The organism is Enterococcus sp. DIV0176, assembly GCF_050528535.1.
Taxonomy (GTDB): Bacteria; Bacillota; Bacilli; order Lactobacillales; family Enterococcaceae; genus Enterococcus_B; species Enterococcus_B thailandicus.
In genome coordinates this window covers 441,253-454,013 of sequence record NZ_CP172879.1, presented here as the reverse complement: position 1 = coordinate 454,013, position 12,761 = coordinate 441,253, and the positions used below count along the sequence as shown (strand labels likewise).

Genomic DNA, 12,761 nt, shown 5'->3' with positions numbered 1-12,761 from the left:
CTTTTGCCCCAGTCCTTTTTTTATGTAATAAACAAAAAGACTCAGAACACGTTAAATTCTCTTAATTTTTCTCCCTATTTTCTTTTTTTCTGTTATATTGGGAAAGTTAGATTGGTTACTAAGGAGAAAAAAATGAATATATTTGATAGTCATGACTATTGTACATGCACCAGCAATAAAAACATCCATACGGAATTTAGCGATCAAGGAAGTTTAAGCATTTGTGATAACTGCCATAAACTGATTCAAGATTCGTTTAAATCCTTTGATGCTTATGTTACAGATAACATTCAAGCAGTGAGCAGTAAGCCACATTAATTGCATTAAAAGGCGCCGTGATTTTCTCACGACGCCTTTTTTATTTATCCTAATTCTTGCCCTTTTGCTAAGTTGTTATCTGTGTAATAACTTCCAGCAGGCGCTTTTTCTAATTCAACTAATTTTTGCTTAATTTGTTCAATTACTTCTTTCGCATGCTCTGGTTCTTCGACAAAGTCAAATTGATCTCCATCAATTTGGATTTTTGGACAAACATCAAAGTTCTCATACCATTGATCATAACGTTCATTCAATTGTTGATAATAATTGTACAATGTTTCATCGCTTTCTAATTGTTCATAATCACGACCACGTTTTTTGATTCGGCTTAGCATCGTGTCTAAAGAAACTTTGATATGAACCATTAGATCAGGACGTTTTTTAGGCGCCACATCATCTAACTCGTTTAACATCGTATCTAATAAATTATCATACTGCTGTACTTCGATATCCGTCACACGACCAAGATCTGCATTTAGATGAAACAATAAACTATCTTCATAAATTGAACGATCAAGAACATTATCATCATTGATCAATGCGTTTTTCATCGCTAAAAATCGTTTGTTCAAAAAGAAGATTTGTAATAAAAATGCATACTGTTCTGGATTTGAATAAAAAAGTGGTAATACTTCATTATCCTCTACACTTTCATAAAATGGTTTTGAACGGATCTCTGTTGCAAGCATATCTGTTAAGCTACTCTTTCCTGCGCCAATCGTTCCTGAAATTAAAATCACTGACATACAACCCTTCCTTTTCTATAAATACTCACCAATATATGCATGTTTCGGCATTTTTTCAAAATCATATTGCTGAATTTCTCTATCATTTTTTAAATAAGCATGAAGACTTTCTGTAACCATCAAATTCACTGGTACTGTCTCTTCTTGGAAAATAATTATTGGTTTGTTCAACATTGTCGCAACACCTAGCTCATATGCGGTGCCAGGATCAATCGTTTGATTTTCAAAATCCAAAATAGCTACTACAGCTTGCGCATCGGTTACTTCCGTCATATCTCGTTGATACACTTCTTGTGCCCAGCCTGCGCTAAACATTTCATAATCGCTCTCTTGGTGATGTCGTGGCGAATAGAAAGTCGAAACGGTAGTATTGTCTTCTAATGCTTGCTCGATTCGTTGAATACGTTCAACTTGTTCCTCTGAAAAAAATGGTCCTGCTAAATAAATTTGGCTCATCAATAAATCTCCTTCACTAAAGGACGATTTTCTTGATGCGTCCCTTTTAATAAATCAACTAATTTTAATGGGTTATTTGAAAAAACAACTTGATCAAGCCATTTCTCATCCATAAACCCTTCTTTGGCAAAATTCTTCAACAACTGCTCCAGTCCTGTATAATACCCACCAATATCCAGAATCCCAATTGGTTTTTCTGGCACTAATCCGATCGCAATCCATGAAAGTAGCTGAGAAAACTCTTCTAATGTACCCAAACCTCCTGGAAACACTAAGACAGCATCGCCTTCACTAAATAATAACTCTTTACGCTCATCAATTGTTTCTGTTGCAATGAACGTCGTTACTTCTTCAGCTGGCGTTTCTGCTTCAAATAAACCAGTTGGATAGATTCCAGTTACTTTTCCTTCATTTTCGAGCACAGTTTGGCTGATGATCCCCATGATTCCAGCATTTGAACCACCATAAACGAGCTCTATTTCTTCTTGTGCTATATATTTTCCTAACGTTTGGGCAATAAATTTGTAGCTTTCTTTTTCGCCAAAACGGGAACCGCAAAAAACAGTTAATTTCAAAAAAACACTTCCTCACTTTAAAATCTATCTTCATTCTACTCGTGTTTTTTTAAAAGAAAAGACTAGATTTTGTGCATTTTTAGTGGTATACAATAAAAAAACACTATATATAGTGATTTACCCCTAAAACTTTTATTTCTTATTTTTTCATGAAAAATCAATAAAAATAACAGATACCTAAATAATTGAAATGACTTTCTTTCCCATTGGCTTATTTATTATCTTATGTGAAAGAATAACACATTTTTTTCAACCGCTTGTTCATTTGCTTCTTCAACTTGGTTCAAACATTTTCTTCATTTTTTTCAAAAATTTTTTTATTTGTTATGTTTCACTAAGTAAGAATGTTTCGCGAAACACAAAAAAGAGGTTGGAAAATTTTCCAGACCTCTTTCATCTTTTCTTCGAAAAATGAACTACACATTCTTTTTTTCAAATCCATTTTTATTTTGCTTTTTACTATCGTTGGATCATCGGATTAGTAAAAATATCACTCGCATCATCACTACTAGAAGAAAATTCTGTCACCACGGCGCCAGTCTCCCCTGCTTGAAACCAATGTTTGATATTTGGTTCAATCGTATACTGATCACCTGGTCGTAAAACAATCTCTTTCCTCACTGTATAAGTTGCTTGATTATTTTCAGGTAATTCGCATGATAGGACTTCAGGTTCCTCTCCTTCAACATACAAATAGACGATTCCTTTTCGACACCGAAATGTTTCTCTTTTACCAAGATCATTTTTTCTTGGTGGGTGTCGATGTTCAGGACATGTTTGATAGGGTAGCAAAGCTAGTTCTTTTCCACAATAGCGTTCATTGTTTTCATATACAAATAAGTTCAGTCCTTCGACCTCGATAGCACCTAAGCCAAAATCAACAAATTCAATGGTCTCTAGTTCTTCATCTGTAAAAATCATTCCTGAATCCAAAAATAGCTGTTTTACTTTTGTTTGATAGTCCATGACTGTTCTCCTCAATTGATTGTTAGATCATCCCAAGAAATTTCTTCTTCTGCTTTTTCGACCACAACAACTTCTGCATTTGGATCTACACGTTTCTTCAAAACTAAAATCGTTACAGCCGTTGCAAACGAACCAATCATTAATGCACCTATGAATGCCCAAGGTCTGGTCATCGTAGCAACAGCAAACATCCCTGAAGCAGGAATATGGCTGTCTGCTCCCCACAGCATACTTAGTCCACCGCCAATTCCACCGCCAACACCAGTAGCAATAACATTGCGGACCAAGTCATTCAATACAATAGGAAAACAGCCTTCGGTGATTTGACAAATTCCCATCGGAAACGCAGTTTTTAGCGTTTCGATTTCTTGACGATTAAAAATTTCTTTTTGAATGATCTTTCCTAGGAAAAATGCCATCGTCAAACCAAAAGGCGTTACCATTGATGCCAAAATCAGTACAGTGACCGGTTCATAGATTCCCTCTGAGAATAAAGCAAAGACAAAAGCAAAGACAACTTTATTGATTGCGCCCCCGTAATCAATCGCAGAAAGCACACCAATTACTGCACCGTATAAAAAGAGTGAAGAAGTATCCAATCCAGTCAAATAGTTCGTAATCAAGTTTGTAAACCAATTGATTGGCGTCCCAATTACATAGTACATGACCAGCCCGGCAATCAATGAACTAAGAAACGGTAAAACCAGAGTCGGCATCAAACCTTCCATCCATTTAGGTACTTTGATTCCAGCTGTTAAGAGAACCACGATGATCCCCGAAACGTACCCACCAAGCATTCCCCCTAGAAACCCTGCGCCAATTCCTTTTGCAACCATCCCAATAATTAAACCAGGAGCAATCCCCGGCTTGTCGGCAATGGAGTAAGAAATCGCACAAGAAACAATCATTGGCAACAAACCTAATCCATAATTTCCCATTGAAGTCAACGTATCTGCAAATGCGAATCCCTCAGAAAAAGTCTCAATTGCAACACCATCTAACATGTTTCCAATTGCTAATAAAAAACCTGAAGCAACAACGATTGGTAAAAAAAATGAAATTGCAGTCATCAAATGTTTTTTGATGCCTAAAGTCTTGATTTTATCCATTTTGTCCTCCTGAAATTTATTTGAGCATTTCTTCTAGCTTTTCCATCAATTTATTTGGTGATTTAACAACCAAGCTTGTAGGCACGTCCACGATACGTTTTCCCGTAAATCGACTACGCCCGCTAACTTTGATATCCGCAGCAATCAATACCATATCAGCAGCTTGAATATCGCTGGATAATAAAGCATCTTGCGTACCAGCTAGGCCTTGTGTTTCCACATGGATCTCATGTCCGCGTGCCTTAGCAGCTTGAAGTAGTTTTTCTTGGGCGATGTAAGTATGCGCAATTCCCGCTGTACATGCAGCAATTCCAACAATCTTCATGGATTGATCTCCTCCTATTTCGATGTAGTGTAGTATTTTGCCTTATCGTCAGCTTTAAATAAATGAATTTTTTGTAATGCAACTTCTTTTGTCGCTTCCATACATGGTGGGAACAGCACATTTGGTTCACGAATTTCCAGATTTCCTTCATTTAAGATTTCACGTAGTTTTTCTGCGAAAACAATTTTGATGTCGCTAGAAATATTGATTTTATTGACACCCATCACTACAGCTTTTGAAATTTCATCATCCGGATTGCTTGAACCACCATGCAAAACCAATGGGACATCAGTCAGATATTCAATCTCTTCTAAAATATCTAAGCGCAACTCTGGATCAACATCTTTTGGATAAATCCCATGCGCTGTTCCGATTGCCACAGCTAAGCTATCGACACCCGTTTCTTCAATAAACTTCTGCGCAACTTTTGGGTCCGTATAAATAATTTCGCTAACGCCACCTTCAACTGTGTTCCCTGTGTCACCAATCGTTCCTAACTCTGCTTCGACCGAGACGTCCACTGCATGGGCTGCTTCTACGACTTTTTGAGAAATTGCGATATTTTCTTCAAAAGAATGATGAGACGCATCAATCATTACAGACGTAAACCCTAATTGGATCGCGTGAATAACCTGCTCAAAATTTGCTCCATGGTCTAAATGAATACAAACGGGAATCGTTACTTTTTCTGCTAAATATTTAACTTGTGAAACAAAACTATCTGTTAAAAAACGTAGTTCCTCTGGGTGAATCGCAATCATAACTGGCGCTTTTGCTTCCTCACACGCCTCCATCACTGCATTCAATAACTGACCTGAACCTGCATTGAATGCTGGTACTGCGAACCCTTTTTCTTTTGCCACTGCTAAAATTTCTTTTCCTGTTACTAACATATTAATCGACACTCCTTTTTTATTGGTTAATCATTAATTGATATAAAGCTTCAACTGTATCTACTTCTTTTAATTCATGAATAAATTCATTATCTGCAAGCAAAGTTGCAATTTTTTGTAATAGCCGCAGATGTTTAAGATTGGCATCTTCCGCTTTTACTGCAAATAAAAGAACAACTTTGACATCTTGATCATCGAGCGTTTCCCAAGGAATTGGTTGTGCTAAAGTAGCGATGAGAATTACGGTTTGATTCACGGTAGTGGACTTACCATGCGGTATCGCAATTCCCTGTCCGATACCAGTTGCGCCTTCTGATTCTCGCTGATAGACATCTGTTAAAAATATTTCTGAGCTTGCTACGTACCCTTTGCGTTCTAATAAATTGGCTAGTTCTTTCAGAATCTGGCCTTTGGTCGTTGCTTTCGAATCTACAACAAGTAAGTCTTTATGAATAATTTCCTGAATATCAAGTGCTTCCAACCAATCATCCTCCTAAAAAAAATAGACCTGACTCATTCCAAACATTGGAATGGGTCAAGCCTGCCAGACAGTAACTCCCCTAGTTATCCTATTGATATCTTTTGGTACATACATTCCACATTCTTTGGTTCGACGAGATCACCGACCTTCTTACCAAATCCAATTCCTCGTCGAATGAGTACCCACTCTCCCTTCTTTGATCTTGCAACGACTGCATTATGATTCAATATCAAAATCACTTGCACCTGCATGCCTCCTTTTTATGACAGAAACAGCCACATTGAAATGTGCCTTCATAAATTAATACGCGGACTTTATTTCAAACGATGAAAAAAGGCAATAAAATCACAAAAAATCTTCGCTCCTACAATTATGTAGCACAAACGATGCCACTTTTTAGTAGTTTTTGTCTCTTACGCGTATTTTAAGACAAAAGAAAAGGTATCGAACACAATCTGTCCAATACCTTTCAGCATAGCAAATAAACCGAATACATCCTCTAGAAAATTTCTCTAAAAAACTAGATTTATACTTCCAGATTCGTTACAATGAACGAGGTTGATGCATTGCGTTGACTATGGCAAACTTGATTGGTCCGTTTGGTTGACTGATTCAAGGCCTCAGCATTTGGCTGCCACCATTTGCTGAGGTGCCTTTTTTATTTGGCTGTTTCTATCTGCCACTTATGATACTGATAGCGTATCCAGTAGTCAAGAAAAACATAAAAACTACAAAAAACTGGGGTGTTTTTTTACCAAAAATGCGTAAATTATTTTTTTCAATAAACATTGAATGTTCAAGCTTTGTAAATAGTATAGAATAATCTAATTATAGATATCTTTGTTATAAAAAAGAAATAACTAACCCTTCAACTGATTGAGAGGTTAGTTATTTTTTGCTTAGTCTTCAACTTTTTCAAATAATCCTCGGCTGATCATTCCATCCATCAAGAAGTAAAACTTATCTTGACTCATTTTTTGCTTAGGATCTTTAAAAATATTCACGGCTTTCAGACCGTTAGCTGTGGTAATCGACATTTTTACTGTTTGGATATCCTTTGATACGGTTACCTTTAACTTAAAACCTTCTTTACTTTGTGGAGTTGCATCTAAAGGGCGGATCAATTGGTAATTTCCCCCATTTGTTTCAATAAAGCCATTATCTCTCAGTGTATATCGTTTTGCGCTTGGCGCTAAACGATAACTAGTTTCTGCACCAAGAACTGTCGCTGTTTTTTCAAATGCCACGTTCTTCACCTCGATAAAATTATTTTCTATCTTAATTATAAAAGTTTCCAATTTAATTTACTAGCTTCTTTGGCAAAAGTTTTATAAAAGCACAAAGAAAAAAGGACGGGCAAACGAAATCACGTTTGCCCGTCCTTTTTTCATTTTTCTAAAATTGAAAGCAATTGTTCGATAAAATGTTGAATCTCTTCTTCTGTGTTCCCAAACCCAAAGCTAATTCGAATTGATTCTTTTAGAATTGGTGTGTCTTCACCATACATTGCTTCTAACACGTGGGAAGGTTCAATATTTCCTGCTGTACATGCTGATCCTGTTGAAATAGCAATTCCTCTAAGATCCAATTTCATGAGTAATAAATCATTCGTCACACCAGGTAATCTTAAATTCAAAACATGAGGTAATTTATTCGCTAAATCACCATTCACTTGATACTCAATTCCGTGATCTTCCAGCGCTGTTAAAATCATTTGTTGGAATTTTTGGTATTTCTCACTTCTAGCTTGACGTTCTTCTTCATCTAAAATCGTTGCAGCTGTTGCCATACCCCAGATACCTGCTAGATTTTCTGTTCCTGCGCGTCGTTTTTCTTCTTGTTCCCCACCTAAAAGTAGGGCTGGAATCACCACACCGTCACGTTTGTACAAGAACCCAACACCTTTTGGTCCATTGATTTTATGTGCAGAAACACTCAACAAATCAAGGCCCAAAGCTTCCGGACGAATCGTTTGGTTTCCGTAGGCTTGGACAGCGTCGGTGTGAAAATACGCAGGATGCTCTGCCAATAATTCACCGATTTCCTTGATAGGCATTAAATTTCCAATTTCATTATTTCCATACATAATCGAAACTAAAATCGTATCTTCACGCAATGCTTGTTGAAAGTCAGCGATTGAAAGATTCCCATTTTCATCAACAGGTAAATAAGTGACTTCAAACCCTTGCGTTTCCAAATATTTCATCGTATTCAATACTGCAGGATGTTCGATTGCAGTGGTAATCAGATGTTTGCCTTCACTTTGTCTTGCAAAAGCTGTTTCAAGAATTGCTGTATTATCGCCTTCAGTTCCACCACTATTAAAAATAATTTCATGCGATTTCACCTGTAATGTATCAGCAATCATTTGACGTGCTGTTTCAAGTTTTTCATGTGCTACTCTTCCGAATCCATGAATGCTTGAAGGATTTCCAAATGTTTCATTCATAATATCAGTCATTGCTTTGATTACTTGAGGATGCATTGGTGTCGTCGCCGCATGATCCAAATAAATTTTTTCCACCTTATTTCATCCTTTCCACTTATAACTAGGCACATTCTAGCACAGAATAGCTTACTTACCAAAAATAACTCCTTCATTCCTCAGAAAAAAGTAAGCAACTTGCTGAGTAAAAAAAACGAATAGCTCCTCTCACAACTTGAGGAAACTACTCGCTATTCTCACTTTTTGATTAGCAACCTTTCGATTGGTTAGTCAAAAGCTTTTTCTTCTAACTTGAATAATGGACTCATCGGTGTGTTTTCGTGAATTCGTTTCACAGCTTCACCCATCAGTTCAGAACAAGTAATAATCGTCAAGTTTTCTGGATGGAATTCGTCCTTTGTCCAAACAGAATCAGTGATACAGATATCTTTGATTGGTGCTCCGTCTAGAATGGATTTTGCAGGTACTGAAAGTAACCCATGAGAGGCACAAGCATAAACATCTTTCGCACCATTTTCTTTCAAGACATTTGCAGCGCGTGCAAATGTAGCACCTGTGTTTAAGATATCATCTACCATAATGCATGTTTTCCCTTCAACATCACCAATCACATAGCCGCTATCTAAGTCAGCATCATCTGCGTGATCAACGATTGCCAAAGTACTATCTAAGTATTCAGAAAGACTACGCGCACGTTGGACTCCACTATTTTTTGGCGACACAACAACGATGTCATCACCTGTTAAGCCAAGTTCGCGATAGTAATGTGCAAAAAGTGGCATCGTGAATAAATTATCTACAGGAATATCAAAGAATCCTTGTACTTGAACCGTGTGTAAATCCAATGTTAAAACACGTGTTGCTCCAGCTTCTTCAATTAAATTAGCAATCAGTTTTGCTGTAATTGGTTCATGAGGCTTCGCTGTACGGTCTTGACGCGCATATCCATAATAAGGCAAAACAACGTTAATCGTTTTAGCACTTGCACGTTTCATTGCATCAATCATTATCAATAGTTCCATATAATAATCATTCACCGGCGCATTCGTTGATTGAACGATGTAAACATGATCGCCACGAATACTTTCTTCAATATTGATTGCGATTTCGCCATCACTAAATTGTTTTACCACACTTTTTCCTAGTTCTGTCCCAAACACTTTTGCAATTTTTTCAGCTAATGGACGATTTCCATTCAAGCTAAAAATTTTCAGCGTGTCATCCTGATACTTTTTACTCATGTAGGCCTCCCTAAAACTTCTATTCCACGTTAGTTTAACATACTTTCAACATATTTTCTGGTAATTTCAGCAAATTGTTACGAAAGTGAAACAGTTCCATTTGTCCAGCTTACTGGAATGATTTTTTTCGCATTTCCCCAATTATCATGTACCTTGTAATAACGTTCTCCTGTTGTTGATTCAAAATATGCGTAAGCCACCACCCAATGATTTCCGTAGGTACTTCCTAATCCTTTCAACAAACCAACTAACACTGGTTTTCCTTGCCGAATTCGTTTGGTTGCACGTTGCCATGACCCAAGCAAGGTTCCTCTAGCGCGCTGCGCTTCTCCCATTGCTTTTAAAAATCGAGAGAGTCCCTGACTAACTTGTAACGGGATTGTCGGCATTCCTAGTGGTTGGATATAGGCACGTAACAAATCAATTAGTACAGATTCATCTGGACTATCTTTGACACGAATTCGTTCCGGCAATGTGAACTCTTGTCGGTAATCTTGATAATAAGCTAACAAAACTGCCGTCGCGTAAGTGCCACATAAGTAGCCAGATGGCGTTTTCCAGTTCTGGTACTTTTCAAAACGTTCTTCTGGCAAACCAACCCACTGCTCTTTCATCATTTGATTGGTTGTTTCAGCTAAAGAAAACTCTTTCATTTCTGATTTCAGTTGTCTTCGCCTCCTTTTTTTCATTATAATAGATGCCAACTAAAAAACAAATGACTTTGATTTTTCATTTCTCACAAAAAAACCGACAAACACCATAGTATTTGTTTAAAAAAACTTTTTGTTAGATAATGAATTCACGAGAAAAAAGGAGTGACTGATGAATGAATAAAGAACGATTGAAACAAGATTTCTTTGAAGCAGTCAATGAAGACTGGCTAAAGACAGCAAAAATTCCTGCTGATAAACCTGCTACAGGTGGATTTCAAGATTTAGTTGAAGGAATCGACCAGCTTTTGATGGGCGAAGTAGACAACTTACTCGCACATCCCGAAAAAGTTTCTTCCAAAAAAATGAAAAACTTTCTAGCCTACTATCAGCTAGCAAATGATTACTCCAAACGAAACGACTTAGGCGCAACACCGCTTTTACCTTTATTGGAAAAAATCGAAGCCATCAATTCTTATTCTGATTTAAATGCGTTGTTTCCTGACTGGACACTGGAAGGATTTGCATTGCCATTCACAGTTGATGTTGATGCAGATATGAAAAACGCGCAAACAAATGCTTATTTTGCTTATTCACCTTCTTTATTTCTACCCGACAAAACGTATTACACACCTGAACATCCAAACGGCGCACAGCTTTTATCTGTATTCTTTGACATGATGGTTCAGTTATTAGAGCTTACTGGTAAAGAAAGACAGCATGCTGAATCAATCGTGGAACAAGCCATTCAATTTGACAAACTGATTGCTCCACATGTTAAGAGTGCGGAAGAAAATGCAGATTATAGCAAAATGTATAACCCAAAATCATTTGAAACTTTTGTCGGTTACAGCGAAAAATTAGACCTAGAAAAATTAACGATTGGTTTGATTGGGACACAACCAGATAAAGTAATTGTAACGGATCCCGTTTACTTTGAACATTTGGATGAATTACTAACCGATGCGCATTTTTCATTATTGAAGAGCTGGTTATTTGTTAAAACCGTTCGTTCGTTGAGTGGTTATCTTTCCGAAGACTTTCGACAAATCGGCAGCATCTATTCCCGTACACTTTCTGGTGCTGATGAAGCGATGCCACAAAAGAAAGCAGCCTTCTATTTAGCTTCTGGTCAATTCGATCAAGTCGTAGGTGATTATTACGGCAAAAAATATTTTGGTGAAGCGGCTAAAAAAGATGTTGAACAAATGGTACAAAAGATGATTGCTGTTTATCAAAAACGATTAGAAGAAAACAATTGGCTTAGTGATGAAACACGCGAAAAAGCCATTATTAAATTAAACAAATTAGGTATTCAAGTTGGTTATCCTGAGAAAATCCCAGCGATTTTTGATCAATTCCAAACAGTATCCTCTGAAGAAGGAGGCTCTTTACTTTCAAATGCCTTCGATTTTAGTAAAAAAGTACTGATTGACCGTTTCAGCAAATGGAACAAACCTGTTGATCGAACAGAATGGGAAATGAGTGCTGACACAGTCAATGCTTATTATCATCCATTTAGAAATATCATTGTTTTCCCAGCAGCAATTTTACAAGCACCTTTTTACAGTTTGGATCAATCGAGCTCTGCAAACTTTGGTGGAATTGGTGCTGTCATCGCACACGAAATCTCACATGCTTTTGATAATAACGGCGCACTTTTTGATGAGTATGGGAATTTAAACAACTGGTGGACAGATGAAGACTTAGCTCATTTCCAAGAAAAAGCAAAAGCCATGATTGCAGAGTTTGATGGAATTGAATTTGCAGAAGGTACCGTAAACGGAAAACTAACTGTTTCAGAAAACATCGCAGATGCAGGTGGGCTAAGCTGTGCCTTGGAAGCGGCTAAAGGTGAACCAGATCTTTCATTAGAAGCTTTCTTTGTTAACTGGGCAACCATTTGGCGCACCAAAGCAAAAAAAGAATACCAACAACTACTATTGCAAGTGGATGTTCATGCGCCAGCAAAGCTTCGCGCAAATATCCAACCACAAAATTTAGAAGAATTCTACACTACGTTTGATGTTACTCCAGATGATGCTATGTATCGTGTACCAGAAAAGCGTGTGCATATTTGGTAACATAGTGCACTAAAATTTCTGACTTTTGACTATTGATCACAAAAGAACTATCAAAAATGAGGACTGATAAATCAGCCCTCATTTTTTATTCCTATTTTTCTCTTGGTGAACATAATTTTTTCATTATCCATTCAAAGCTGAATATTTTTTTACAACCTCTATCTACGGTCTTCCTCAAGTAATTCCTCGAAATAAACTCATAACTGTTCCAAAATAGGAAAGGCTATTTTGTCAGTTGCTCATTATTTTTTCGGGGCTGAACACTTGAAGCCACAACCTCTATTTACGGTGTTCACAAAACAACTCCTCAAGATAGCTTGCATCCCCTACAAAATATGAGGAGCTATTTTGAGTGTCTGCCCACTATCTAGTCGGATCTGAACGTTTTGAGCCACAACCTTTATCCACGGTGTTCCCCAAGCAACTTCTTCGGCAATAAATCCTCTTTTCATAAAAATATGAGAAACTATT

At 37.2% G+C, this 12,761-nt stretch carries 14 protein-coding genes and 1 pseudogene; 2 read left to right on the top strand and 13 right to left on the bottom strand.

Going from position 1 to position 12,761, the window contains the following annotated elements; translation table 11 throughout:
* Positions 1-138: 138 nt before the first annotated feature.
* A complete protein-coding gene (locus tag IGJ66_RS02215) occupies positions 139-318 on the top strand; it encodes a hypothetical protein (protein WP_172843738.1) in 180 nt (59 codons plus the stop codon).
* A gap of 44 nt (positions 319-362) precedes the next feature.
* Here the strand turns inward: IGJ66_RS02215 and IGJ66_RS02210 are convergent, their stop codons facing one another.
* The 13 genes and pseudogenes from IGJ66_RS02210 to IGJ66_RS02150 form a co-directional block, all read right to left on the bottom strand.
* Positions 363-1,064, bottom strand: coding sequence for a deoxynucleoside kinase (locus tag IGJ66_RS02210; RefSeq protein ID WP_071868782.1), 702 nt, complete (start codon positions 1,062-1,064; stop codon positions 363-365).
* 15 nt (positions 1,065-1,079) lie between these two features.
* On the bottom strand, positions 1,080-1,520 hold the full coding sequence (locus IGJ66_RS02205; protein ID WP_071868781.1) for a nucleoside 2-deoxyribosyltransferase: 441 nt from the start codon (positions 1,518-1,520) through the stop codon (positions 1,080-1,082).
* Entirely contained in the window at positions 1,520-2,095 is a 576-nt protein-coding gene (locus tag IGJ66_RS02200; protein WP_071868780.1) for a TIGR00730 family Rossman fold protein, read from the bottom strand. The genes IGJ66_RS02205 and IGJ66_RS02200 overlap by 1 nt, the downstream gene beginning before the upstream one ends.
* 459 nt (positions 2,096-2,554) lie before the next feature.
* Positions 2,555-3,061, bottom strand: coding sequence for a D-lyxose/D-mannose family sugar isomerase (locus tag IGJ66_RS02195; RefSeq protein WP_067485285.1), 507 nt, complete (start codon positions 3,059-3,061; stop codon positions 2,555-2,557).
* A gap of 11 nt (positions 3,062-3,072) precedes the next feature.
* The gene (locus tag IGJ66_RS02190) at positions 3,073-4,170 is read right to left on the bottom strand and encodes a PTS fructose transporter subunit IIC (protein ID WP_067485287.1); all 1,098 of its coding nucleotides are present in this window, start codon (positions 4,168-4,170) and stop codon (positions 3,073-3,075) included.
* 16 nt (positions 4,171-4,186) lie between these two features.
* Positions 4,187-4,495, bottom strand: coding sequence for a PTS fructose transporter subunit IIB (locus tag IGJ66_RS02185; RefSeq protein ID WP_067485290.1), 309 nt, complete (start codon positions 4,493-4,495; stop codon positions 4,187-4,189).
* 14 nt (positions 4,496-4,509) lie between these two features.
* The gene (locus IGJ66_RS02180) at positions 4,510-5,388 is read right to left on the bottom strand and encodes a ketose-bisphosphate aldolase (protein WP_430616758.1); all 879 of its coding nucleotides are present in this window, start codon (positions 5,386-5,388) and stop codon (positions 4,510-4,512) included.
* 19 nt (positions 5,389-5,407) lie between these two features.
* The gene (locus tag IGJ66_RS02175) at positions 5,408-5,869 is read right to left on the bottom strand and encodes a PTS sugar transporter subunit IIA (protein ID WP_430616757.1); all 462 of its coding nucleotides are present in this window, start codon (positions 5,867-5,869) and stop codon (positions 5,408-5,410) included.
* Positions 5,870-5,952: 83 nt separating this feature from the next.
* The gene (locus IGJ66_RS02170; RefSeq protein ID WP_231885469.1) at positions 5,953-6,120 is read right to left on the bottom strand and encodes a CAT RNA binding domain-containing protein; all 168 of its coding nucleotides are present in this window, start codon (positions 6,118-6,120) and stop codon (positions 5,953-5,955) included.
* A 648-nt stretch (positions 6,121-6,768) separates the two neighbouring features.
* Complete coding sequence (locus IGJ66_RS02165; RefSeq protein ID WP_067485296.1) at positions 6,769-7,116, bottom strand: DUF1831 domain-containing protein; 348 nt, start codon at positions 7,114-7,116, stop codon at positions 6,769-6,771.
* 140 nt (positions 7,117-7,256) lie between these two features.
* Positions 7,257-8,393 carry a cysteine desulfurase family protein gene (locus tag IGJ66_RS02160; RefSeq protein WP_067485299.1) on the bottom strand — a complete coding sequence of 379 codons (1,137 nt, stop codon included), beginning with the start codon at positions 8,391-8,393 and terminating at the stop codon, positions 7,257-7,259.
* A gap of 188 nt (positions 8,394-8,581) precedes the next feature.
* Positions 8,582-9,556: a ribose-phosphate diphosphokinase gene (locus IGJ66_RS02155; protein ID WP_067485302.1), complete on the bottom strand. Its 975-nt coding sequence runs from the start codon at positions 9,554-9,556 to the stop codon at positions 8,582-8,584.
* Positions 9,557-9,633: 77 nt separating this feature from the next.
* Positions 9,634-10,158, bottom strand: a pseudogene (locus tag IGJ66_RS02150) (dihydrolipoamide dehydrogenase); the annotation flags it as partial.
* 224 nt (positions 10,159-10,382) lie between these two features.
* Here IGJ66_RS02150 and IGJ66_RS02145 point away from each other — a divergent pair.
* A complete protein-coding gene (locus IGJ66_RS02145) occupies positions 10,383-12,290 on the top strand; it encodes a M13 family metallopeptidase (protein WP_430616756.1) in 1,908 nt (635 codons plus the stop codon).
* Positions 12,291-12,761: the final 471 nt, after the last annotated feature.